The 25283-nt window shown below is 51.0% G+C and carries 19 protein-coding genes, 1 tRNA gene and 1 pseudogene; 13 read left to right on the forward strand and 8 right to left on the reverse strand.

The annotated features are described in order from the left end of the window. Positions 1 to 86: 86 nt before the first annotated feature. Positions 87 to 174 (reverse strand) — tRNA-Ser (locus ACM1PF_RS10690). Positions 175 to 441: 267 nt separating this feature from the next. On the opposite strand from ACM1PF_RS10690, the gene ACM1PF_RS10695 reads away from it, so the two are divergent. The 3 genes from ACM1PF_RS10695 (at position 442) to ACM1PF_RS10705 (ending at position 2518) form a co-directional block, all read left to right on the forward strand. Continuing rightward, the gene (locus ACM1PF_RS10695) at positions 442 to 810 is read left to right on the forward strand and encodes a 2Fe-2S iron-sulfur cluster-binding protein (RefSeq protein ID WP_416674448.1); all 369 of its coding nucleotides are present in this window, start codon (positions 442 to 444) and stop codon (positions 808 to 810) included. Positions 811 to 874: 64 nt separating this feature from the next. Further along, the gene (locus tag ACM1PF_RS10700) at positions 875 to 1435 is read left to right on the forward strand and encodes a thermonuclease family protein (RefSeq protein WP_416674449.1); all 561 of its coding nucleotides are present in this window, start codon (positions 875 to 877) and stop codon (positions 1433 to 1435) included. Between the two features lie 147 nt (positions 1436 to 1582). Further along, positions 1583 to 2518, forward strand: coding sequence for a serine hydrolase (locus ACM1PF_RS10705; protein WP_416674450.1), 936 nt, complete (start codon positions 1583 to 1585; stop codon positions 2516 to 2518). 107 nt (positions 2519 to 2625) lie between these two features. Here the strand turns inward: ACM1PF_RS10705 and ACM1PF_RS10710 are convergent, their stop codons facing one another. Then, positions 2626 to 3264, reverse strand: coding sequence for a hypothetical protein (locus ACM1PF_RS10710; RefSeq protein WP_416674451.1), 639 nt, complete (start codon positions 3262 to 3264; stop codon positions 2626 to 2628). A gap of 367 nt (positions 3265 to 3631) precedes the next feature. Next, positions 3632 to 5620, reverse strand: a complete 1989-nt coding sequence (locus tag ACM1PF_RS10715) for a protein kinase domain-containing protein (protein ID WP_416674452.1) — start codon at positions 5618 to 5620, stop codon at positions 3632 to 3634. A gap of 568 nt (positions 5621 to 6188) precedes the next feature. Here ACM1PF_RS10715 and ACM1PF_RS10720 point away from each other — a divergent pair. Both ACM1PF_RS10720 and ACM1PF_RS10725 read left to right on the forward strand, forming a co-directional pair. Then, positions 6189 to 6539 carry a hypothetical protein gene (locus ACM1PF_RS10720; RefSeq protein WP_416674453.1) on the forward strand — a complete coding sequence of 117 codons (351 nt, stop codon included), beginning with the start codon at positions 6189 to 6191 and terminating at the stop codon, positions 6537 to 6539. Between the two features lie 60 nt (positions 6540 to 6599). Continuing rightward, complete coding sequence (locus tag ACM1PF_RS10725) at positions 6600 to 7889, forward strand: metallophosphoesterase family protein (protein WP_416674454.1); 1290 nt, start codon at positions 6600 to 6602, stop codon at positions 7887 to 7889. Positions 7890 to 8296: 407 nt separating this feature from the next. On the opposite strand, the gene ACM1PF_RS10730 is transcribed toward ACM1PF_RS10725, so the two are convergent. The 3 genes and pseudogenes from ACM1PF_RS10730 to ACM1PF_RS10740 all read right to left on the reverse strand — a co-directional run bounded on the left by ACM1PF_RS10730 (position 8297) and on the right by ACM1PF_RS10740 (position 10680). Beyond that, the gene (locus tag ACM1PF_RS10730; RefSeq protein WP_416674455.1) at positions 8297 to 8638 is read right to left on the reverse strand and encodes a ribulose bisphosphate carboxylase small subunit; all 342 of its coding nucleotides are present in this window, start codon (positions 8636 to 8638) and stop codon (positions 8297 to 8299) included. A 74-nt stretch (positions 8639 to 8712) separates the two neighbouring features. After that, the gene (rcbX, locus tag ACM1PF_RS10735) at positions 8713 to 9126 is read right to left on the reverse strand and encodes a RuBisCO chaperone RbcX (RefSeq protein WP_416674456.1); all 414 of its coding nucleotides are present in this window, start codon (positions 9124 to 9126) and stop codon (positions 8713 to 8715) included. Between the two features lie 124 nt (positions 9127 to 9250). Further along, a pseudogene (locus ACM1PF_RS10740) lies at positions 9251 to 10680 on the reverse strand (form I ribulose bisphosphate carboxylase large subunit). Positions 10681 to 12010: 1330 nt separating this feature from the next. On the opposite strand from ACM1PF_RS10740, the gene ACM1PF_RS10745 reads away from it, so the two are divergent. The 4 genes from ACM1PF_RS10745 (at position 12011) to ACM1PF_RS10760 (ending at position 16753) form a co-directional block, all read left to right on the forward strand. Further along, positions 12011 to 13273 carry a hypothetical protein gene (locus ACM1PF_RS10745; RefSeq protein ID WP_416674457.1) on the forward strand — a complete coding sequence of 421 codons (1263 nt, stop codon included), beginning with the start codon at positions 12011 to 12013 and terminating at the stop codon, positions 13271 to 13273. Between the two features lie 256 nt (positions 13274 to 13529). Then, positions 13530 to 13709: a 30S ribosomal protein S21 gene (rpsU, locus tag ACM1PF_RS10750; RefSeq protein ID WP_190504446.1), complete on the forward strand. Its 180-nt coding sequence runs from the start codon at positions 13530 to 13532 to the stop codon at positions 13707 to 13709. Between the two features lie 335 nt (positions 13710 to 14044). Further along, a complete protein-coding gene (locus tag ACM1PF_RS10755) occupies positions 14045 to 14473 on the forward strand; it encodes a photosystem I reaction center subunit II PsaD (RefSeq protein ID WP_416674458.1) in 429 nt (142 codons plus the stop codon). 111 nt (positions 14474 to 14584) lie between these two features. After that, positions 14585 to 16753 (forward strand): Eco57I restriction-modification methylase domain-containing protein, encoded by a 2169-nt coding sequence (locus ACM1PF_RS10760; RefSeq protein ID WP_416674459.1) that lies wholly within the window; start codon positions 14585 to 14587, stop codon positions 16751 to 16753. A gap of 140 nt (positions 16754 to 16893) precedes the next feature. Here ACM1PF_RS10760 and ACM1PF_RS10765 read toward each other — a convergent pair whose 3' ends face one another. After that, complete coding sequence (locus ACM1PF_RS10765; protein ID WP_416674460.1) at positions 16894 to 17130, reverse strand: hypothetical protein; 237 nt, start codon at positions 17128 to 17130, stop codon at positions 16894 to 16896. Positions 17131 to 17569: 439 nt separating this feature from the next. Here ACM1PF_RS10765 and ACM1PF_RS10770 point away from each other — a divergent pair, with 439 nt between their 5' ends. The 4 genes from ACM1PF_RS10770 to ACM1PF_RS10785 all read left to right on the forward strand — a co-directional run bounded on the left by ACM1PF_RS10770 (position 17570) and on the right by ACM1PF_RS10785 (position 21286). Further along, a complete protein-coding gene (locus tag ACM1PF_RS10770) occupies positions 17570 to 18976 on the forward strand; it encodes a DUF2157 domain-containing protein (protein WP_416674461.1) in 1407 nt (468 codons plus the stop codon). A 57-nt stretch (positions 18977 to 19033) separates the two neighbouring features. After that, a complete protein-coding gene (locus ACM1PF_RS10775; protein ID WP_416674462.1) occupies positions 19034 to 19702 on the forward strand; it encodes a GDYXXLXY domain-containing protein in 669 nt (222 codons plus the stop codon). 118 nt (positions 19703 to 19820) lie between these two features. Further along, positions 19821 to 20618 carry a radical SAM protein gene (locus ACM1PF_RS10780; protein ID WP_416674463.1) on the forward strand — a complete coding sequence of 266 codons (798 nt, stop codon included), beginning with the start codon at positions 19821 to 19823 and terminating at the stop codon, positions 20616 to 20618. 41 nt (positions 20619 to 20659) lie between these two features. Beyond that, positions 20660 to 21286, forward strand: a complete 627-nt coding sequence (locus tag ACM1PF_RS10785; protein ID WP_416674464.1) for a 4Fe-4S single cluster domain-containing protein — start codon at positions 20660 to 20662, stop codon at positions 21284 to 21286. Here ACM1PF_RS10785 and ACM1PF_RS10790 read toward each other — a convergent pair. Next, complete coding sequence (locus ACM1PF_RS10790; protein WP_416674465.1) at positions 21249 to 25175, reverse strand: PAS domain S-box protein; 3927 nt, start codon at positions 25173 to 25175, stop codon at positions 21249 to 21251. The genes ACM1PF_RS10785 and ACM1PF_RS10790 overlap by 38 nt on opposite strands. Positions 25176 to 25283: the final 108 nt, after the last annotated feature.

The following is a 25283-nucleotide window of genomic DNA, read 5'->3' on the forward strand; positions in this document are numbered from 1 at the left end:
AAGTAAATCCAGTATAGGTCTTGATCTACAGAACTTGACCGGGGGTCTTCCCACGTTCAAAGGGTTTACTGACCTGGATTTTAGAACGGAGAGGGAGGGATTCGAACCCTCGTTAGACGGTTAGCCTAAACAGCATTTCCAGTGCTGCGCCTTCAACCACTCGGCCACCTCTCCAAATTAGTTGGGCTTGACCTCAATTCTAGCTGTCAAAGCTGTTGAAATTAAGTGTCAGCCACAAGTACGTTATCTTAGCAGAGTTCATGTCATTCTGGAAACAATTGCAAGAATTTTCGTTAAAACGCCACCCTGCCCCCTTATCATAGGCGTTGGATGGGGCAGCATAGGTCAGCATCCTAAACTTTACTGCCATCTACACTGCCATCTATAGAATTGACTCGATCGCCCACCAATCCTGCTGAATCAGTCTCGTTTAATCAAATCATGACTCAAATGCATACTGTTCAAATTCACTATCGCCAAAAATCAACTCAGCATACCGTTCAAGTTCCAGACGATCGCTACGTCCTGATGTCGGCGGAATCACAGGGGGTTGATCTCCCTTTCTCCTGCCGCAATGGAGCCTGTACTGCCTGCGCCGTTCGCGTTCTCTCTGGGGAAGTGTACCAGCCAGAAGCTGTCGGTTTATCGCCCAACTTACGGGAACAGGGCTATGCGCTTCTGTGCGTTTGCTACCCGCGATCGGATCTGGAAGTGGAAACCCAGGATGAAGACGAAGTATACGAACTTCAGTTTGGGCAGCACTTTGGTAAAGGCAAAGTGCGTCGGGGTCTGCCATTGGATGAAGAGTAAACGCCCGTGAATCCAATCAGGGATAACCTGGGAAAACTGAAGAAGAATCTATCTTCGGTGGTTTATGGGTGACTGCAATCGAATACAGCGGATTGGCAAACGTTTGATGGGTTGGAGTGTGATTGGCTACATGCTGATGCTGATGGGCTGTCAAGCAACTTTACCCCAGGGGCAACAGGTCAGCGTTACCCAGGTCATTAGTGGACAAACCCTTGAGGTATTAGACAGAGCTGGACAGAATCCCAGGGCTGAACGAGTCCGTCTCCTGGGTATTGATGCTCCCACTGGAAGTCAGGAACCCTGGAGTACGCGAGCGACGGAACGATTGATTGAATTGATTGGAGATGATCGCACCGTTCTGTTAGAGTCCGATATTCAACCGACTCGTGATTCCAATGGCTCTCAATTGAGGTTGGCTTACCTGTGGCGAGAGGACAGGTTATTGAACGAAGTGCTGGTTGAAGAAGGATACGCCCTGGCGCGATCGTCTGCTCCCAATACAAAATACGAACAGCGGCTCACCCACGCCCAGGAAAAGGCCCGTCTCACCGGCGCAGGCATCTGGAATCCCACCCATCCCATGACCCAAACCCCCCAGGAATTCCGTCGTTCCAGCCAGGAGTAACCCTCAACCCAACCCATTTTCCCCAAGTTCATCCCACTCCTCACTCCCCACTCCCTACTCCCTCACTCCCCACTCCCTCACTCTGACTGGCAGGCAAGATGCCTGCGCTACTCCCTCCCCCTCAGTCCTCAGTCCTCAGCACTCCCCATGCCCTTCTTCCACCGCGACGAACAACTCGATAACTGGGGCGATCGGATCCTGGAAGCGACCTGGGCCGAATTCCCAGGATTAACCCAAACTCAGATTGCCCTCACCTGGATCGTTTACGATGAGCCAGTTCCGGTCAACACCGGGGGAGCCTTAACCGCAGCAGAATTTTGGAAGTATCCCGTGCGGGGGTTCACCTATCGAGGCGTTGAGCGGATTTATCCGGCCAGTGTCGTCAAGTTGTTTTATCTAGTCGCGGTACATGAGTGGTTGAATCAGGGCATGATCGCGCCCTCAGAGGAACTCGATCGAGCGGTGCGCGATATGATTGTCGATTCCAGCAACGATGCGACCAGCCTGGTGGTAGATGTGCTGACGGGAACGACCAGCGGCCCGGATCTATCCGGTGGGCCGTTTGAAACCTGGAAGTATCAGCGCAATATTGTCAATCGCTACTTTCAATCCCTGGGCTGGATGGAGTTGGAAGGAGTCAACATCAATCAAAAAACCTGGTGTGATGGAGCCTATGGCCGGGAGCGATCGTTTCTGGGGCCGCAGTTGGAAAATCGCAACAAGCTGACAACGAACGCCGTCGCCCGGTTAATGCACAGCATCATTGGTGGGGTAGCAGTCTCCTCAGAGCGATCGCAGCAGATGATGGCTCTGATGCAGCGCAGCTTAGATCCAGCCGACTTAGCGGCAGATCCCGAAAATCAGGTCGTAGGATTTCTAGGAGAAGGACTACCGCGATCGGCCCAACTCTGGTCTAAGGCAGGACTGATGAGCCAGGTTCGCCATGATGTGGCCTATGTAGAACTACCAGATTGTCGTCCTTATCTACTGGTCGTTTTCACGGAAGGAGCAGCCCACAGTCACAATGAACGCATCTTACCCTTCGTGTCCCAACAGGTGGTTACTGCCACTTCTCAGTTATAGGATGCAAACCTGTAGAGCGTACAGCCTGTCATGAAGAATGCTGAACGGAGATGGGTGGGCATTGCGACCCCACCCTGTGAAGATATTTCATCAATTCCAACCCTCTACTAATAGGCGAAGACCTGACCATTGGGTTGTACGTTCAGAGTCCGCTGGTTTTCACCCAGAGTTGCAGTTCGGTTGAGAGAAACAGAAAGGGTTCCAGCCTCAGCAGCAGCCATCGGCATTGCCCGAATGAATCCACCGTCATTCCGCACCATCGTTACGGTTAAAGGAACCTGCAAACCTCTTAACGTAACGGCTTCACCTGCTCGCAATACTCGCTGTTCCGTCAAACCGATCGCCTGATACGTCACCGTAGTTCCCGTCTCATTGACTAACTGAAGGCTAATCTGTCCCGCAGTAGGAGTCACCGAGGCGATCGCAGGACGCACTGCTTCAGGCAGGGGCGGAGTGACTTCAGAGGTTCCAGGAAAAGTGGCTCCAGGCGATGGGGTTCCAGGGGCAGGGGTAGCAGGTCGAGGCACTTGTTGTCCCTGTTGTTGAAGGAGCCGCTGGGTTGCAGCATTCGGTGGACAACCCTGAGGAACCGCATGGGTGGTATTAAAAGGCTCTTCATAATAAATAGCTGGACATGGATTAAGCGGAAATGCCGAAGCGGACGAAGCAAACAGTCCGGCGGGAGCACCCAAGGCGAGTCCTCCGCAAATCATTCCCAGCATTCTGGCGTTTTTGCGCAAATTCATAGAACCTCCTGAGTATGTAATTGTGTATAGTTTCTCTACCCGAATTCTAGGGGATTGAACGCAACGCATCCTCTGTCATAGGTTGGGAGAAATGTAAACGGTAGTGGTTAAGATAATCTTTGCAGACGGGATTCTGTACTATCTGGTTCCTGAGGTGGATAGCAACGGATGTAACCCAAGTCGCATCTGCATGAGAACTCACTCCCTGGCAGTCCAGATACCTGTGCTATCGGAAATTGACCCATTGACATTAATGAGATCTCCCAATTGCAACTGCTTCCAATTGCAACTGCTTCCAACTGCAACTGCGGAAGCAGCTTCAGGTCACTCAGGCAGAGAGCATGGAGCAAGCCGCTAAAATCGCTCCCTACGGCAGGAGTTCATTCACGCCAACCCGCAAAATGAACCGGGCCGGTTGTTCAGCAATCACGTCAATTTGATAGGCTCCACTTTCAAAAGCTTGTCCCTGCCAGCTTTGCGTCCCGTTGCCTGCTTCCACTACTCGCCCATCCGGATAGCGAATGTCCATCACCACCGAACCCCGTAACACCTGAGCATAGAGTTGCTGTCCGGGCTGAACCTCAACTAGATACCGCCGCACCACTCGATCGCTCGACTCATCCGAGAACTCCAGCGGCACTCCCAGGGGTACTTCCAAAGTCCGGGAGTCAATCACCACATCAGGGTCAGCCTCTGGAGAGGGGGGCGGTTCCGGCTCTGGGCTGGGTTCTGGCTCTGGGCTAGGTTCCGGAGAGGGTTCCGGTTCTGGTTCTGGCTCTGGGCTGGGTTCCGGAGAGGGTTCAACCAGGGCTTGAAGCGCGACATTGAAGCGGTAGTAGCTATTTTCCCGACGGCGAGGCCGAACCTCGATCGCATACTGTCCTGACAGGGGCAATTCTCCCTGCCATCCGCCTCGAAAGCGATTTGCCTCTTCGTTGACAGGTCTGCCATCTGGACGAATCACCGTTAAAACTACGTTTCCGTCAGCCCGCGCCACCGCTAGCACCTGGCCAGCTTCAGCAGAAAAGAGATAATTGTGGGTTTGATCCTGACGAATTGTGCCCTCTACCGGAAGCACCTCTCCAGTGGGCTGAAGATTCATGCGTTGGTTCACCTCACTCGCTCCCGGTGGGTTGGGCGCTGGCTCTGGAGAAGAGTCGGGTTCGGGAGAAACAATGGGGGACGGATCAGGAGAGGCGACGGGTGTTTGGGCCGTATTCAAGATTGCGCTAACGATCGCCCAGGCTGCAATACCGGAAAGGGTTGCCAGCCCAATCGTCGTCAAAATTAAGGCAAATGGGTTTTCCCAGACGGAGCCATCCTGGGAGGAAACGCTGGAAGTCGATCGATAGTCTGGGGCAGCGGTGCGCGTAACCGGGTAAGTGGCTGGATTAGGACGACGACCGACCGCAACGGTTGGAACACGCGATGGGGTACGAGTGGGGGGACGGACGGCAGATTTGGAGGACGGGGGGGGGACTGCCCTGGGGGTAGGCTGGGGGGAAGAGGAGGTGGGTGGGTGGGTCAGGGCGTGGATAGCCTGCATCACCTCACGCGCAGATGGATAGCGATCGCCCGGGCGATAGCTCAACATTCGGTTCAAAATTTGAGCCAATCCCGGACTCACCGATACCCAACGCTGCCACTGCCACGTCAGGTTTTGGTCATCATATAATTCCTGAGGTTCCTTTCCCGTTAGCAAGACGATCGCCGTTACTGCCAGAGCATACAAATCGCTACTCGGATAGGCTCGCCCCGTTTGAATTTGCTCACTGGGAGCATAACCCATTTTGCCTACGGTTGTGGCTTGAGTGGCAGTTTCAGTATGCAACCGAGTGGCAATTTCCTTAACTACGCCAAAATCAATCAATACAGGCAAGTTATCCTGTTGGCGCAGGATGATGTTATCCGGGGCAATATCTCGATGGATGATGCCTTTGCTGTGGAGATGATCGAGCACGGGCAGGAGTTGCTGGATCAGTTGTAGAACTTCAGCTTCCGAAAAGGCGCGTTTTTCAACCTTGCGATCGCTTTGCAGGGTGCGATAGGTTTTGCCCTCTACATAATCCTGAACCAGAAACAGCCGCTGATCTTCCTCAAAGGTGGCCCGAAATTGAGGGATCTGCGGATGCTGAATCTGATAAAGAATAGTTGCTTCCCGCTGAAACAGTTCCTTTGATTTGTTGAGAGCATAGTCGCTGGTTCCTGCCGGACTAAATTCCTTCAGGGCACACAACTCGTTAAACCGCCCCAAATCTTCTGCCAGGTAAGTACGCCCAAAACCACCCTGCCCCAGAACTTTGAGCAGGCGATAGCGATTTTGTAGAACCGTTCCAGGAGGAATGGATGGTTGCATATTTAGCCAACCCTTGCAATAGCGAACAACACGAAAACCCAATCCACCTTCTCGCCAGATGGGATATCCCTGATCTCTGCGGAATATGGGGATGGGCATTGATCCATAACTAAATACATGGCCGACCCTGACAAAATCGGAAGAAGGACAATAAAGACAATAAATATAACAAGCGATCGTCTAAAAGCGATCGGCGGGCAGTCGGGCCCTATAAGGGTATATCCCAATTTTGCATTTGCACGCCAACGATCTCATCGGCAGGCAAGACTTTGGCGTGAGATCAGTCGAACGCTGCCTGGGCTACGGAAGTGAATCAATTTGCACAGATTAGAATGCTCCCCTACTCAACGTTATAGCAAGCCTCTCAATATTCTGTGAAAGTGTCCTTTCATACTGGCTGCGGGAGAGGGCAGTGCGATCGTAAAATGCTTAATCAAGATTTCACAGAAAAAACACAGAATTTTTATGCTAGAAATTCCTGATTTGCGGCATACTCTCAGGACGATTGATCCTTAGGATTGATCCTTAGATCATCAGAAGATTACCAGATCATCTTTGCATCAGAAGCATGATTCATCAACTCATTCGCACAACCCTCATTGCTTCAGCTGTCAGCGTTCTGAGTGTGCCTGTCATGGCCGTTCGTGCCCTTGCAGACAAAGCAGACTTTTGGGTTTATAACAACAGCGAAGCCACGATTACCCGACTTTATGTTTCTGAATCCACCCGAGATACCTGGGAGGAGGACATTTTAGGTGAAGACGTTTTAGTGACGGGGGCTGGCATTCGGATTGCGTTTGAAAATGAATCAGCCAACTCTTGCCACTACGACATTCTAGCGGTCTTCTCCGATGGTCAGGTCGTAGAAGATTACCGGGTGGATGTCTGCTCAAATCGGGGATACACTTTCTACGACTAGTCGCTAGACTCTGAGGGAGGGCAGAGCTAGAATGGCTAATCAGTCGCGCACCTTAAACCTATGGCTCGGTTTTTACATATTGCTGACATTCACCTGGGCTTCGATCGCTACGACAACAAACAGCGAACTCAGGATTTTTTCCATGCTTTGAAGGATGTGATTCAAACCTACGCCATCGATCAACAAGTGGATTTTGTTGTGATCGCTGGAGATTTGTTTGAACATCGTACGATTCAGCCCGCTACGCTGAATCAGGCTCAAATTTGTTTGAAAAAGCTCCAGGAGGCGGGAATTCCCGTACTGGCGATCGAGGGTAATCACGATAACCGTCCCTATGGTACTAAAACGAGTTGGTTGCAATATTTAGCCGATTGGGGCTTACTGATGCTGCTCGAACCGGGGAATGTGTCTCAGGGACAGCCCTTTTACGCTGCCTGGGATGCACGGACACGACGCGGCGGCTATGTTGATCTGGACTGTGGGGTGCGGGTGCTGGGTTCAGTCTGGTACGGGGCTTCAGCTCCTAAGGCGATCGAGCAAATTGCGGCGGCGATTCAGTCCCTCCCCGCCGGGCCAAAGCATACAGTTTTAATGTTTCACCACGGGCTAGAAGGACAGATTGCCCGTTATCAGGGTGCATTGCGCTATGCTGATCTACTGCCCCTCAAGCAGGCAGGGGTGACTTACCTGGCCCTGGGACACATCCACAAAAACTATGCGGTGGAAGACTGGATTTTTAATCCGGGATCCCTGGAGGCCAACTCGATTGAGGAATCTAGCTATCAGCGTGGTGCTTATCTGGTTGAGTTGAACGATTCTGGCGTTCAGGCGAACTTAAAATCCCAGTATCAGCAACGCTCGGTTGTCCGCTTACGCATGACGACTCAGGGGCAAGAAAGTTTAGAAGAGGTTGAGTCCGCTGCCCTGGCAATGGTACAGCAGGCAGTGACTGACGGCACCATCGCGCCCACCGCCCAGCCCATTGTAGAGTTGCGGATTGACGGTCACATCGGTTTCGATCGCCTGGAATTGGACACACGGCAACTTCAGCAGCAGCTTCAGCAGATCAGCAATGCGTTGATCTTTTTACTCAAGTTTGAAGCAGATGCCAGTACCTTTGTCACTCCGATCGCAGAAGATGCAAATCGCTCACAGATAGAACAAGAGGTTTTTCTGGATATTCTGACCGCGAATAATACCTACAAAAAACGCGCCGTTGAACTGGCGCAGGGGTTGACCGCCTTAAAAGACCAGCAGGTTGATGGGCGATCGGAGACGGAACTGTACGCTTTTGTCGAAACCTTACTGACTTCAGAGGCAAATCCGCAGCCGTCTTCAACTCCGGTATAGAGCTTCGGTATCGATCGCCTCGAACTGAATCTGTCCTGATCCGAAATCAGTCTCAGTCCAGTTGTAGATCTCGATATAGCAAAGCGTTAACTGAAACTCTATGAATACCGCCCCTCTGCGATCGGCTTCGTTGAGGGGCTTATAATTTGCGGCAAGCAGCAACGATGCTTAAAAAGCAGATCAGAAAGCAAAAAAGGGAGGCAGATTTTACCTCCCAATTTGCAATAGGGTTCGTTCGGATCACCCGAAGGACTCAAACTCGTTATTCCAGACTTTGAATTCAAGAGCTGGTTTGAGTCAAGGCTATTCAGAATCTCAGATTCAAGATAAATCCGTAATTCAGAGCAGCCGATCGCCCAATCCCCTCAAAAAATCAAAATCTAAAATCCAAAATCTAAAATCCAAAATTAGTAGCGATAGCCACCTGCACCCGGCTTATGCACGATAAAGCTCATTACCTGGCACTGCTTGATGTTGTCGAATGCCACCACGCGGATGTAGCAATCGGGGAATTCAGAGCGGCACTGCTGCACTTCGTTTAGAACCTCCTGGGGAGATCTGGCATTGAACAAAGGCAACTTCCACATCGTCCAGTAGCAAGTTTCAGCCGCAGAATCTTCGTTGAACTCAATACAGGGGAAATAGCCCTGATCGATCGTGTACTGAATCTGCCGAGCAATTTGCGCATCGCTGAGGGCAGGCAGATAGGAAAAAGTTTCGTAACGACGCTCTTTGCGTAGAGTCTTCATGATTAGACTGTTCGGGGTAAAGTTAACAACTTGAACAAGAAAGTTCGATCTACTATCCGACTGATCAACACCTGCTAGCTACCGTCCATTTCCGAATCAGGCGATTCTGTACTGAGTGACTCTTCAGGGTAGGAGTCTGAAACATCCTGACCGATCTGGGTCATCCGTTCCAACTGCTGGCGACGCTGTTCAATATTGGACTGTTGCATCGTCGATCGCAGCATTTCTGGTAAATAATCTGCAATCTCTTCCGCCAGATGTTCTCGAACCGTCAGAATCCGAAAGGCCAGATCCGGCTGTTCTTTAAACAAGGTTTGAACATAGACCTCGCCATCCTGAATGCGTTCCCTGGAAGAAAACTGGTGCAGCCAGAACGATCGGGGTGGGTCAGTTTCCCGCAGTTGACCAATTACGGTGCGAACCGCCTGATAGGTGAGGTAGCTAATCAGCGTCTTGGTCGTATCTTTGGCAATTTGCCGGAGATCCATAGGAAAGAGGATGAAGGATAGGAGAACGGGGATGGAAGATATTCTCTTCTATCCGGTTGAGATGCGGAAGGAAGTCAGGAAAATTACACTTCATCCCTCCGCCTTCCGCCTTCATCCCATTTCATCAGACGGTATCAACCGCCTCAAATTCAAACTTGATTTCCTTCCACAGTTCGCAAGCAGCTTGCAGTTCAGGACTCCAACGGCACGCTTCACGAATGATGTCGCCACCTTCACGCATCAGGTTACGACCTTCGTTCCGAGCTTGAACGCAAGCTTCCAGTGCCACACGGTTTGCCGTTGCACCCGGCGCGTTACCCCAGGGGTGACCCAGCGTACCACCACCGAACTGAAGGACAGAGTCATCACCGAAGATTTCCACCAGCGCAGGCATGTGCCAAACGTGGATACCACCGGAAGCAACCGCCATTACACCCGGCATGGAAGCCCAATCCTGGGTGAAGTAAATTCCCTTAGAACGATCTTGCTCAACGTAGTTTTCCCGCAGCAAATCTACGAAACCGAGGGTAACAGCCTGGTCGCCTTCCAGCTTACCCACAACCGTTCCCGTGTGAATGTGGTCACCACCAGACATCCGCAGACACTTCGCCAAAACGCGGAAGTGCATCCCGTGGTTCTTCTGACGGTCGATCACAGCGTGCATGGCGCGGTGAATGTGCAACAGCACACCATTGTCGCGGCACCACTTGGAGAGGGTGGTGTTGGCGGTGAAACCTGCGGTCAAGAAGTCATGCATAATGATGGGCATGCCCAACTCTTTGGCGTACTCAGCCCGCTTGAGCATTTCTTCGCAGGTGGAGGCAGTCACGTTGAGGTAGTGACCTTTGATTTCACCCGTTTCAGCCTGAGCTTTGTGGATGGCTTCTGCAACGAAGGTGAAGCGATCGCGCCAACGCTGGAAGGGCTGGGAGTTGATGTTCTCGTCGTCTTTGGTGAAGTCCAAACCGCCGCGCAGACACTCGTAGACCGCACGACCGTAGTTCTTCGCAGACAAACCGAGTTTCGGCTTAATCGTACAGCCGAGGAGCGGACGACCATACTTGTTGATCTTGTCGCGCTCAACCTGAATACCGTGAGGGGGCCCTGGAAGGTTTTCAAGTAAGCAACCGGAATCCGCAGGTCTTCCAGACGCAGAGCTTTTAACGCTTTGAAACCGAACACGTTCCCCACAATGGAGGTCAACATGTTGGTGACAGAGCCTTCCTCGAACAGATCCAGCGGATAAGCGATGTAAGCAATAAACTGATTATCTTCACCGGGAACTGGCTCGATGTCATAGCAACGACCTTTGTAGCGATCGAGGTCAGTCAACAGGTCAGTCCACACAGTGGTCCAGGTTCCAGTGGAGGATTCTGCGGCAACAGCAGCCCCAGCTTCTTCATAGGGAACGCCTGGCTGAGGAGTTACCCGGAACGCTGCCAGGATGTCGGTATCCTTGGGAGTGTAGTCCGGCGTGTAGTAGGTGAGGCGGTAATCCTTAACCCCTGCCTCGTACCCAGCCTTGGACTGAGTTTTGGTTTGCGAGTAAGACATATTTTCCCTTCCTGTGAATCACTTCGATCCGAACGTGAAAAACCCCACCCCCAAATCTCAAGGATTTGCGGGGCTAACCATCTCAGACATCGACTTGTACTGAAAATTGAATCAGAAAATTTGAGTCGGTATGAGCAGGGCAGTTGAACTATCAACCTTCAACATTACTTTATCTTTGCCCCGTTAGATGGGTTCAATCAAAATATACCAGGAATGCAATAAGCTTTACTTTGAAAGTTCTTAGCAAAAATATAACCAAGGTTTATTAATCCAACACTCGGTAACGATGCATCTGGTAGTGTAAAATTATCAACTTATTTTGCAATGTTTCGATACTAGATGTTGCTTAGCTGTAAGCTCCCACTTCATTAAGCTGTAAAGATCTAATAAGGCGGTTTCTCGGATCAAGTCACCACTCACTCCGAGCGCATCCCAACTTTTGCCATAGGGTGAGGATTCCCCCATCCCCTGACGGGTATGTTATTTTGCCGCATCCCCTTTAGCAAACCTTTCCTGCCACAGCAATCCGTCCCAATTCCCCTCCTCGGATGCTCTGAAGTGGGCAATCTCCTCCTCAGAGGATCCTGGGGGTAGGCATTCCCTCCTGGAAGGGTCTACGGTGTACCCACAAGTCATCTGCTCTAGCCACGACTGGGTTTGATCCTCCCTAACCCTCCTTAAAAAGGAGGGAACCGGATTAGAAGTCCTTTTTAAGGGGGATTTAGGGGGATCTATCAGGGTTTGAGCCTCTCAGTCAAGATCTGTGTACACGGTAGCCTGGAAGGGGCTGGAGGTGGGTTCCCTCCTGGCTGAGGCTGGGAATAATTTCCTTCTTTCAAGTTGGTTTCTGAAGTTGGTTTCTGACTTCGTAAATCAGTAAATACCGATATAAATAAACGGTGTAGCCGTAACAAACCTGAGCAGTGGATTCAGCAGAATGACTGTAACTGAATTTTGATTCAGCGATCGTTGGTTGTTCTCAAAACCTGAAATCAAGCTCTAAGGATTGCAAATCAAATCATCTATCGATCATTTCACCTGTTTGACTGAGCGGGCAAGATGCCCACTCCATAAGAATTTCAAATTATTTAATTTGCATTCCCAAGAGCTGTCACCCTGATTAGATTTAGGGAATCAACAAAGTCCTTCACCATAGCTCAGATTAAGATTGGCAGTGATTAAGATCACAATTTCTTATCGATCTACTTGGGTATTATATAATACATAGTAAATCCTTTGGTTCAGCCAATCGAAATTATCGAAATTAAAGACGATTTCGGTTTGGGCAATTTGGGAATGATAAAGAGAGCGTAGAAGGAATCAGGAAACGATGAGTCGCTATAACCGACCCATTACCTCAGCAGAGCAAACGTTGTACGATCACCTGCTCTATTGGATAGAGCTTGAATCGCCCAGTGCCATGATTGAGCGGTTCCGCACTCTCTTTATTGATGGGGCAGGTTATCCTGACCCAGAGGTTTCCCAGGCTTTGAAAACGATCGTTGCTGCTGATCCGGCGATCGATGATTTTCGCTACATTCTCAATCGCTGTTGCCATATCCTGATCAACCGATGGCAGTCCCGTCCTCAGTCTCACGGGGCGATTCCTGAACTAGTTCATGTTTTTGAGTCTCCGTTCACAACTCGTCATTCCCTTGCCACCCAACTGCGATCGACTCGGCGGTTGCGCCAGTTAGTTCAGGAATTCACTACCACCGAGCAATTTTTAACGCTCCGACGACTCGCCCAGGTTCTAACCGAAGCTGAAGCGGTCAACATCGGCAATCGCCCGTTGGGAACCTTAATTCGCCGGTATCCCTACCTGTACGAGTACTGCCTGCTGAATGAAGACAGTGCCCAGGAGCAGCAATCTACCGTGCGTCAGGTTCAGGCAACCCTACAGCATCAGTTTGAAATTCACCTGTCCCAATATGTCACCTATCAAATCAGGCAGGCTCAAATGGCACGAAAAGCCGTTCCGGATAGGCAGACTTTCATTCGTCCGGTGTCCAATCCAACCCTGTTGAGCGATCGGGAATTGGGACAGGCGATCAAGCACTACATCGGCAGGGTGGATGGTTCTCGAACTCATAAAGACCTGGCCCAGTCCTTTCTGACCCATACCCATCAGCGCACTTCCTTTGCTGCCTTCAAAGATGATCTGTACGAATACATCACTGCCCCGATCGATCCCGCCTACGGCAAGCGTCAGTTCAATCACCAGCTCTATCGCCATCTGAACGCGATTCTACCCGATCAAGGATCTCAGCGCGTAAATGATTTTTTGATTGTGCGGACTTGCAGCCAACTGCTGAACTTCCTGGTTGCTGATCAGCCTCACCATCCTAACCATTTTGTCTTTATTGACCTGACCACGAACCTGGGGGCGATCGCTACCACGGGGGTTTTGTTGAGAATTGTCCTATTTTGTCGAAAAGTGAAACCGTACCTGGAGCGGCGGTTTTCAATTTTGTTCAATCACTATGAAGCGCACACCAAAGATACGGTACTATGGCTGATTCAGGCTCTGGAAAATCTAAACCTGGCACTAACCACGAACTTTGGCTCCATTAACCTATCCTTCTTGCGATAAGGGATCTGCAATCAAATGGCATCCCAATTTTTGAAAAATCGGCTGTCAGGACGCACAGCAGTGCGCCCCTAACGGGTATGTTATTTTGCCGCATCCCCACCAATGCTCTCGAAAAGTAACCGAAAGACAACTTTTTTGAGAAGAGTGGTCGCACGTTGTCGATAGTGGGTAAAATTTTTAAAATGTTTGGCAACAGTTTTGTGTTAGTGATTATTTTGCAAGTTATATCGCAACCCAGTAAAAGGAGAGTGAACGCATGACCCAAGTGGTCTTAGGTGAGAACGAGGGAATCGAATCTGCACTACGTCGCTTTAAGCGGCAGGTTTCTAAAGCTGGTATTCTGGCAGACGTTAAGAGCCATCGCCACTTTGAAACGCCATTAGAGAAGCGCAAGCGTAAGGCGGTGATGGCTCGGCGCAAGCGTCGGTTCCGGTAAGCGGTTCTTCGCGCCGTCTCACCCACATTTGTGGCTTTTGTGTGGCTTTTTCAAATCGTTGATTTGCGATCGGGGGTACATCATTTGTGCTCCCGTTTAGCTTTTTCAATCGATCCATTTGTATTAATGGGATGCTCCCTTCCGTGGTGCCTCCGTTACAAATGATTACGGGGATCGGTTGAGGAGTTGAAATTCGGTTGTCTGTATGCGTTTGCCCGTTTGCTCTACAAAGCTTTATGGCTCCGCTAAGAACTGTTACAGATCCTCACAAAGTCGAGATTTGTGGCATGACTCGATGATAGGATTCCTGAAAAATGTTCAGAGAATAAAACTGCATGACAGACACTCTTACTGGACAAACTCCTCTGTTCGGTGGCAGCACCGGCGGGCTACTGAGCAAGGCCGACGAAGAAGAAAAATACGCGATTACCTGGACTAGTTCAAAGGAACAGGTGTTTGAAATGCCGACGGGTGGTGCAGCCATCATGCGGCAGGGCGAAAACCTGTTGTACCTTGCCCGCAAAGAGCATTGCATCATTATGGGTGCTCAACTGCGGACGAAGTTCAAACCCAAAATCGAGGATTACAAGATCTACCGGATTTACCCCAACGGCGAGATCCAATATCTGCACCCTGCGGATGGTGTATTCCCCGAAAAGGTTAACCAGGGTCGCGGGCAGGTGAACACCATCGATCGCAACATTGGCAGCAACCCAGAGCCTGCTGCGGTCAAGTTCACTGGCAAGCGTACCTACGATCCCTAGAGCGATCTCCTGGGATTGAAGGTCAAGTCATAACTGATAAACGGCTTTATTTGTACATCAAGCTATTGAGGGTGGATCTTTCTACCCTCTTTTTTTGGTAGCAACTTCAGCATGGTGAGACTAAACAAAGAAATTCACACCTGGCGCAATCAGCTTCTCGCCTACTTCCGCCGACAGTACCCGGAATTAGCTCAGACTGACCTGGATGCGATCGCCCAGGCGGCTATGAATGCTCTGCTGCTCCTGAGGCTCTGCGAGGAACGGGGTATTCAGCCCTGGCACCACTTAGCTGAACGAGTTCAGCCGATCCTCGATCCCCACCTCAGTTCTAAATTGAGCCTGGAAGACGTTTTGCAGAGCCAGAGTGCCGATCGAGGGAGGATCTTGAGGGAGGAAGGGGAAAAGCTGCCGATCGAGCGTTTGGGACAGGTCTATGAGCAATTTCTGGCGAAAGGACGATCGGCTGCCCAAAAAGCGGGCGGAGCTTACTACACGCCGCGATCCGTAGTGGATTATATGGTGCAGCATACAGTGGGCGATCGGCTGATGAAGTCTCAGCAGGGGCGTGATGCTCTTCAGGGGGATTGGGTCACTCTACGGGTACTTGACCCCGCCTGCGGTTCTGGAGCCTTTTTGCTGGGGGTATACCAATTTCTGTTGAACTGGTATCAAACCCACTATGTAGCGGCGATCGATCGCTATCATCATCAGCTTTATCGGAGCAATGGCGAATGGCGGCTGACGTTTGAAACCCGAAAGCAGATTTTACTCCAGCATATTTATGGGGTTGATCTGGATCCACAGGCGATCGAAATCACCAGGCAATCTCTGCTGTTGCAACTCCTGGAAGGGATAACTGAAGAGAAAAGGGAGCGGGACGTAGGATCGGTTCCCGTTGATCCCGCTCTCCTGGATCAAAATATCTGTTGCGGGAATGCCTTGATTGGCTCAGATTTCTATGAGAAGGCGGACGAGAATCTGGGTGAGATTAACGTCTTTGATTGGGAGCAGGCTTTTCCTGAAGTCATGCGATCGGGGGGATTTGATGGGGTGATTGGGAATCCGCCCTGGGTGTTCACCCGAAATGTGAAGTTTGGCGATCGGGTGAAGCAGTACTATCAACGGCAGTACCTGGGGGATTTGCATTCCTTGCAGCAGGGCAAGACTAAACAAACGGGGAAGATTAATTTATTTGTTTTATTTTTAATTCGGTTTATTCAATTAACAAACCAGCAAGGCACAGCAGGCATCATCGTCCCCAATACCCTGCTCAGAACCACGGTGTATGATGTTGCCCGTCAATACATCCTGGAACACTGCGAGATTCAGCGGATCGTTGACTTAGGCAGTGAAGTTTTTGCCGGAGTGACTGCATCCACTGCGATGTTGATTTTAGGTAAGAATCCAGAGCATACGGCGGTGCAGTGCTTTGACGGTATTCGATCGTCTGCACCGAGGCTGCTGGATAAGCGATCGTTTGTAGCCAACCCAGGATATGTTTTTAGTATTTTTGTCGATCAAGCGCAGGAAGCATTATTTCATCGCCTAGAAGAATGCTCGTCGCCTCTATCAAAACTAACAAAAGACATTATTGAAGGCATTGTTTGCCAACGAAATCAAGTTACCAGTGGTCCTCAGCCCGATCGCCACAAAAAGCTGCTGGAGGGCAAGGACATTACTCGCTATACCATTACTTTTAGAGAGAAATATATCCTGTTCGATCGCCAACAATTACATCGGCCTCGACCAGAATATGTCTGGGCTGCGAGTGAGAAACTGGTGTTACGGCGAATTGGGGGCGGACGGTTTCCGTTGATTGCAGCCTTGGATACAAATCATTACTATACGTTTGCTTCAGTGAATAATTTACTCATGCAGGAGCATTGCCCCTACAATATTCGCTACCTGTTAGCCCTCCTGAATTCAAAGCTCCTCAACTACTATTACAGTCAGAAATTCACTAATCGATCGCGGCTCACGGTCAATATCGCTAAAACGTTTGTCCAACAGCTTCCCATTCGCACGATCGATTTTAATTCTCCAATAGAGGTAGAACAGCACGATCGCCTGGTGCATGCGGTTGATACGATTCAAGCCTTATACACCCAATCCGCACTGGTTCATTCCGATCAGCGGCAGTGGATTCATCAGGAAATTGAGCGGGTCGATCGGCAAATTGATGCATGGGTGAACCAGTTGTATGGACTGACGGCAGCAGAAGTTTCCCTGATTCAAGCCGGGTTCCCTGATTCGTTCAGCCGCGATCGGTCATTTTCTTAGGGTCATGGATTCAATCATCGGTGCAATGATTCTGCTTTGTGGACTGGGCGGGCAAGATGCCCACCCCACAAGAATTTCAGATGACTGGGCGGGCAAGATGCCCACCTCACAAGAATTTCAGATGACTCAATTCGCAGTTTTTAGCGCATAATGCGATACTCTGTGCTGATGGACATGAAGATGGCGGGATCGGGAGTCGGTAAGAGGGGACTCCAGCTTTCAATGCGACGGAAGTTTTTCAGATAGAGAGCATGAATGGTGGCGCGAACCACTTCTTTCGAGCCAAAGATGATGATACGAACGCGCTCTCGTCCAGCACTCGGATCATTTTCATCTCCGAATGCAGGATGATCGAACAGGTTAAAATCACCTGTCATGGGAATTCTCCTTGTCGGGTTGTAGTTTTAATGAATGGAAGAAACCCAAAAACCTGGTTTTCCCCCAGCTTTCGACCATTGCAAAGCCAGGGATAGGAGATTGTTCAACAAAAGCGTTAAACTAATCCAAGCCCGACGGACAGCTACGGTCGTCTGTGGGGTTAGAGGTATGTTGTAGGTAGGATCTACTTCATACCTCGCCAGGTTTTGGGAGCCAGGCTACTGCAAGTGCGCACCCTGTAGCCATAAGTTAAAACATTACCAGATCGATCGCCTCAGTCAAGTGTTCTGTTGTACAAATTTACTGGAGGGAACCGGACTGGTCGATTGGGAGAACGATGCAGCTTGCAGACACATTAAGGATTGTCCCTAAATTGCAACCGATCGCCCATCGCCTGAGTATCTTGGAAATACCCATTTCGCTTCATATCACACCACAATGGTTACAGAAACCTTTCGCCGCCAGTTGCGCCACGAATCTGAACAGTGGTGGACTGAAGGGCTAATTACCAGTGAGTTTTATCAAACCTTGGTCGATCGCTACCAGTTAGATGCATTGGAACGCGATGCCAGCAATCGGTTTGTGGCAATTTTGATGGGGCTGGGGGGCATATTGCTGGGGCTTGGCATCATCACCTTTGTTGCAGCCAACTGGCAAGACTGGACGCGATCGTTCCGCGTTATTTTACTACTCAGCTTATTTATTAGCGTTAATGTCACCGGATTTTTCCTGTGGCGACGACCCGCCCATAAACCCGGATTACAGAAGTTGGGGCATGGTTTATTGCTGCTGGGAGCATTGATCCTGGGCGCGAACCTGGCGCTCCTTTCCCAAATGTTTCATCAGAGCGGGAATTTCTATGAACTGCTGCTGGTCTGGAGCCTCGGCGTGTTGGCAATGGCCTGTAGCCTGCGGCTCACCTCCCTGGGCATTATGTCCCTCCTGCTGATGGGATGGGGATATTTTGCAGGTTGGATCGTCTGGTCAAGCGCATTCAGCACCAGTCCGTGGCAGGGGTTCATTCAGCATATGCCCCTGGCAGTGAGTGTGCTATTTATTCCACTGTCCTATTGGTGTCGCTCTCGCGTCCTGTTTGGGTTAAGTGCAATTCTGATTTCAGTGGCAATCGTCTTTAACCTGCGTCCTCTGACGGGATGGGGCTACGGTAATCCCCTAATGCCTGGTTGGATTGCCGCGATCGCCTTTGTCCTTCCCCCCGCCCTCCTCTGGGTTTACCATCGTCATATCTTCACCTTCCGTAAGCCCACAACCCAGCGCCGCTCTACACCTCACCCCTCCCGACCGATCGACCCCTTCCAGCCCATCGCCCGATCCCTCTCTCTCTGGTTCCTCAGCCTTTTGTTTTACTTTTTCTCTTTTCACTGGTTCTGGAACACGAATGGGACAAATAACGGGCAGTCCTACGAATGGATCACTGTGCCCCTTTTAGATGCGATCGTCCTGAGTCTGGTGGCAGCGATCGGTTGGCTAAAAACCGCACAACATCCCCGTCGATCGGGATGGTTTCAGGAGAAAGCCGTGAATACAGGTGTGATTGCTGTTGTTTTGGTTATCACGGCTGCCCTGTTCACAACTCACCTGGAAGGCAACGGGCTTCCTGGTGTTGCGCCCCTCGGCTTCAATATCATGCTGTTTGGTTTGGCGATCGCCTTAATTCGAGATGGATTAGCCCTCACCAGCCGTTCTACTTTTTGGGGGGGGGATGGTCTTACTCGTTGTCAGCATCATGAGCCGAATGCTGGAATACAACACGGGTTTGCTGCTGAAATCGATCGTCTTTATTCTGTGCGGAGTCGGTGTAATCATCGCCGGACTCTGGTTTGAGCGCAATATTCGCCCCAGAAAACATTCTTCCTTACCCCAAGCCTCGGAGGGAACCCCATGACTGCTCAAGATCCCCAACTGCCTTCTCAACCCACTCAACCGCCCATTGAACTCCCGACCCCAGACACTCGGCTCCCAACTCCCTCTTCCCGCCAGCCATTACCCCCCTGGCGACTCTGGATTCCCCTGCTGGTTCAAGTGGTGTTAATTATTGCGGTTCCCGCCAGGGATGCCTACACTTATGTGGCTGGACGGTCTATCACCCTGCAAACGGCTCCGGTTGATCCCTACGACATTCTGCGGGGCTACTATCAAACCCTGAGCTATGATGTCTCCAATGTAGAAACCTTGCGATCGCTTCCGGGGGGGGATTGGTTCAACCAATACCAGGAACAGCCCCTGAGCTTCTATGTCGTGCTGGAACCCCCCGCACAGGCCAATGCCACTCCGCCTCAACCGTGGACACCCGTTCGGATCAGCGGCGATCGCCCCACTGATCTGACACCCAATCAGGTGGCGATGCAGGGACAGTACGACGGTTGGAGCATTACCTATGGGCTGGAAACCTACTATATGCCAGAAAGCCGTCGGGAAGAAATAAATGCCGATATTAATCAGGTGCAGTGGGAAGAGCGGGAAGCCTTTGTGGTGGATGTCAAAGTTGATCGGGGGGGAAATGCCGTGCCGATTAGTTTGTGGGTGCGCGATCGAAATTATCGGTTTTAAGAAATGCTTAAGCTTACCGCTATCCTGGGCTGAAAGTTTTTGTTCTCCATACTTTGGGAATACAATTGGGGTAGTTTCGTTCCGACACGTTTGAGTGAAGGGCTGATTCATAGAGCCAATGGAAACATCAACCTTTTCTTCAGTGTATGGGCCGGTTCAGTCCTGGCGATTTGGGCGATCGTTGGGGGTTGATCCGATCGGGTCAGTCTCCACCTGTTCGTTTAACTGCGTGTACTGCCAACTGGGTGCCATTGAATGTCAGAGTGTCGATCGTCAGGTTTTTGTTTCTACTGAGCAAATTCAGCAAGATTTACAACCCTTTGCCCCGTGGGAGGTGGACATCATTACCCTCAGTGGCAGTGGTGAACCCACTCTGGCGCTGAATTTGGGTGATATTCTGTCCATGCTGAAGTCGGTGACCCGGAAACCCATTGGCGTATTAACCAATGGCAGTTTACTCACGGATCCGCTGGTGCGAGCGGAATTGACGATCGCCGATCGAGTGGCGGTTAAAGTAGATGCTGTTGTGGAGGGACAATTTCGCCGACTGAATCGCCCCTGTACCGATAGCGATCTGACTCAGTTTTGGTCTGGCTTACAGCGGTTTCGCCAATCCTATCCCGGCAAGTTGGCCATTCAAACCATGCTCCTCTCTCCCTGGAGCGATCGAGATCAGATTCTCTATACTGCCCTGATGCATGCCCTGCAACCCGATGAGATTCAACTGAATACCCCCACTCGCCCCAAGCCATTGAATCATCCGCTTGAAGCGCGCAGCAATCATCCACCCGATGCGTTACCCTATCTGGCGCGATGTCTTAAACCTGTTAACGTTGAGGTTCTCAGATCATTCGCTGATCGCATTCAAAGCATTGTTCCGGTTCCAGTTCACTATCCCTATCAATTTCATTCTTGATCACAGTTTTAATCCAACGAACCCTGACTCAAGGAGAATATATGACAGAAGTAAAACATAATCCTTACCTGGAGTTAATTGAAATTCCGGCAGGCTATCTCAATATCATGGGCTATGTCGATGAGTCAGAGGTGAACGGGCCAGGGTGTCGAGCGGTCGTTTGGGTGCAGGGCTGCTTACGCGAATGTCCAGACTGCTTCAACCCAGAGTCCTGGTCGTTTGAAATTAACCAATTGATCTCCGTTGATACCCTGGCTCAAAAAATTCTGAGCAATCCTCGCAATGAAGGCGTTACTTTTTCAGGGGGGGAACCGTTCTGGCAAGCGCCTGCCCTGGCAGAACTAGCGCGGCTGGTGAAGGCGGCTGGGTTAAACGTCATGTCGTTTACGGGGTTCACCCTGGAGAAGCTGCGATCGCCCTATGCGCCGGCGGGGGCGGAAGAATTACTGGAACAGCTTGATTTATTGATCGATGGGGCTTACGTGGAATCGTTGGCGATTAATCAGCCTGACTCTCTGGTGTCTTCCAGTAATCAGCGGGTGCATATTTTTAATCCAGCCCTGGCCGATCGGTTGACCTGGGCTAGTGATCAGATCGAAATTCATATTCTCAAGGACGGCAGCCGGATTGTTACAGGCTATCGAGGTCAGATGAGTCTGTCGGAGTAGGGAGATTGTCGTTGAATTGCCCTTGAGCCAGTCTAGCTACTGCCTGGACGAGTTGATCAATCTCAAGGGGCTTGGTGACATGCTGTTGATAACCGCTGGTGAGGGCCCGCTGATAATCGGCTTCCCGAACATAGGCCGTCAGGGCAATGGCTGGAGTCTGGCCACCCTGATCCGGGGGTAAAGACCGCACCTTTTGGATCAGGGCATAACCGTCTACGCTGGGCATACCAATGTCGCTGATCAATACGTGCGGCCGGAAGGACTGCAAAATTGAGAGGGCCTCCGCTGCCGAAGCAACAGTCAGGACGTTGGCTCCATACTCCGTTAACAATGTCGTGAGTAATTCGCGGGCATCGGGTTCATCATCGACCGCCAGGACTCGCACTCCCGCAAGATTGAGTTCAGACAAAGGTTGCTGTCGGCTGGGCTGAATTGCGACGGCTTCCGTATTTAGCAAAGGCAATTGCACGGTAAATTCGGCTCCCAACCCTTCCCCCGGACTTTCTGCCAGAATTGTGCCTCCGTGGGCTTCCACCAACTGACGGACGATCGCCAATCCTAGCCCCAACCCTCCGTGTTTGCGTGTGGTGGAAACATCTTCCTGCCGAAATGACTCAAAGATGTGAGGCAAAAAGGCGGCGCTAATCCCTTTCCCAGTATCACTGACGATCACTTGCACCTGATGTTCTACCTGTTCCACCTTAACTTCAACCCGCCCCCCTTCCGGGGTAAATTTAATCGCGTTAGATAATAAATTCCAGACGATTTGTTGCAGACGGGCCGTATCCCCGGAAACCTGTCCAACGTCAGGTAATTCCAGATGCAGTGAGATTGATTTTGCTTCGGCTGCCGTTCTGACGGTATCAATTGCAGCTTCAATCACTGCGGTCAGATTCACTGGGGTTACATGCAGGCTGAGTTTGCCGCGCAAAATTTTGGCAACATCCAGCAGGTCATCAATCAGTTGCGTTTGCAATTTAGCATTTCGCTCAATCGTAGCCAGGGCCTGAGCCGTGGTTTCTGCATCAAACTGACGGGACTGCAATAACTTCGTCCAACCCAGAATCGGGTTCAGGGGCGATCGCAACTCGTGGGAGAGAATCGCCAAAAATTCATCTTTGATGCGATTGGCCCGTTCAGCTTCTTCTCGCGCCGCTTGCTCTCGCTGAAACAACCGCTCTCGTTCGGCTTCCACCTGTTTCTGCTCAGTGATGTCCAGCACTGTACCAATGAAGCGTTGCGGATGTTCATTGGCATCAAAATAAACCTGTCCTTTAGCGGCAATCCAGCGTTCGCTGCCCGCCTGAGTATCAATGATGCGATACTCTACCTCATATTTGCCGCCGCTAGCCGGGTTACAAGACCATTGCACCACCTGTTCCAGGCGATCGCGGTCTTCCGGATGTAGCCTCCTGAAAAATTCCTCAATGCTGATTTCAACCTGGGAGGGAACACCAAACATTGCCTTACAACCGTCATCCCACGCCAGTTGGTTCGTTTTGAGGTTCCAGTCCCAGGTGCCCAACTGGGCAGACTCGATCGCCATCCGCAGTCGGTCTTCACTCTGGCGCAGGGACTCCGCTACTTGTTTGCGATCGGCTTCCAGCTTTGCCTTTTCACTGATATCCACCGCAGCACAGGTCACGCCCACGATCGCATTTTGGCTGTCGCGCAGGGGATCAATGACTAAATCATAGTAGGCAACATTTCCATCCTGATAAGTCAGCTTCACCTCTTGCCTCAAGCCTGATCCAGTCTTCAGTACCTCTCGCTTCAGCTGATTAAGGCGCGCGGCAGACTCGGGAGTAGTAAAATCTTCATCTCGCCGACCCATCACCTCTGCCGTTGAATAATGGTTGGTGGGGTTGTAAATCCAGGTATAGCGGAGATCGAGATCCTGGTTAAACAGCGTCAGGGGAGCACTCTTGAGCGCAATGTTCAATCGATCCGTAGCTTGCTGTAGAGCCATTTCAGTTTGGCGCAGTTCGGTAATATCCGTGTTCGTGCCAAACCAGCGCAACACCCTACCCTGCTCACCTTGAATGGGAATAGCGCGGGAGAGAAACCAGCGATACTGGCCCTCTTTGCCCCGTAAGGGAAAAATATCTTCCCAGGCTTCACCCGCTTCCAGATGTTGCCGAAACTTTTTGAGTACCCGCTCTAGATGATCTGGATGATGAACCTGCTGCCAGCCCCAGCCCTGCATCTGTTCCAGGGATGTGCCAGTGTAATCAAACCAGCGCTGGTTGTACCAAAAAATATATCCTGTTTCATCCGCCATCCAGGCAAACTGGGAAATGTTATCTGCTAACGTCCGGAACCGGGTCTGGCTCTCCTGGCGTTCGTGTTCAGCTTGCTTCCGTTTACTGATGTCTTTGAACAGGATGGCTACTTTTCGGCTTTCCGGCGATCCCAGGTGAAAGGCAGACACCTCAAACCAGCGATTCATTGCATCAGACCGATGTTCAAAGCGGATAGGTTCACCGCTGAGGGCCACGTTACCGTACAGTTCAAACCAATGTTGTTCCAGATTGGGCAGAAGTTGCCGGGCGGTTTTACCTTCTGCCCGGTAGAGTCCCGTTTGGTGCTCAAAGGCTGGATTGATTTCCAGAAACCGATAATCGTAGGGGCAGTTGTGTTGATCGAACAGCATTTCAACCACGCAAAACCCCTCATTCATTGACTCAAACAGGGTGCGATAGCGGGTTTCCGATCGCCGCAAAGCTTCCTCGGCTTGTTTGCGATCGTGAATGTCTACCACTGAGCCGATGTAGCCTTTAAAGGCTCCGTCTTCTCCAAACCAGGGGCTGGCCGCATCGATCGCCCAACGATATTCACCGTCTCTGCGCCGCAGACGGTACTCCAACCGAAAGGCTTCGTGCTGCTTGTTGGCCGTCAAGAAATTCTCTCTAACCCGTTCATAATCCTCTGGATGGATGGTTTTTAACCAACCAAAACCTAGTCCTGTTGCTTCCGTTTGCCCCGTGAACTCGTACCAGCTTTGGCTGAGATAGGTACAGTACCCCGTCGGATCCGTGACCCAGATCACGACGGGGGCATGATCTGCCATCTGGCGAAAGCGTTCTTCACTCTGGCGCAAAAGGGCTTCGCTGTGTTTGATTTCGTCGATGTTCGTCATCGTCCCAATCCAACCCGTGAGTTGATTTTGTTGATCCCGTGTTGGCACCGCCCGGCAGATGAACCAGTGGTAGACTCCATCCCAACGGCGAATTCGGTATTCAATCTCAAAGGGCTGTCCACAGGCAATTGCCTGGTTCCATTGCTCCAGAGTTCGATCGCGCTCCTCAGGGTGAACCGTACTGACTCCCGCCACTCCCAGCGACTCTGCCTGACTCAAACCCGTGTATTCATACCAGCGTTGATTCCAGTAATTGACAGCCCCAGCCGCATCAGCCGTCCAAACGATAGATGGCATTGCTTCAGCCAGATCCTGGCAGCGTTGCAGGCTAGATTGCAGGGATGCGTTTGCCTGGCTTAACTGCTGTTCCAACTGTTCGATCGCACTGAACAGGGTTGAATGCAGATCCTCCGGGGTCATTCGCTCTTGGATCAGGTAATCGGTCGCCCCATGCTTGAAAGCCTGTACCGCTATCTCTGCATCCTCCCCTCCAATCACCACGATCGGCGGGCAGCGATCCCCCATTCCTTTCAGTTGTTTGAGTACATCAAAACGGGCTGCATTGAGAGAATGAACGGGCAACAGGATGCCATCAACCTGGCGGGATTGGGCGAGGGCCAGAATCTTGGTGCAATCTTGCTCACACAGAACCCGGTATGAAAATTCCCCGTCTTGCGGTAATTGATGCTTGTAGTTGTGATCGCCTTGGTCAGAATCAGCAATTACCAGAACAGTCCGGTGGGTTGACATACCTGAAATCCGTCCGCAGAGTTTTCAAAAAAATGTCGAGACTCCTGAGTGCCAATGAGTACCCAACAACAATTCTAGTTCATCCTCAAGTCAGCCCAGATTAATATA

The organism is Egbenema bharatensis FJBBOT/2019 (assembly GCF_048077055.1).
GTDB classification, from domain to species: Bacteria; Cyanobacteriota; Cyanobacteriia; order Elainellales; family Elainellaceae; genus Egbenema; species Egbenema bharatensis.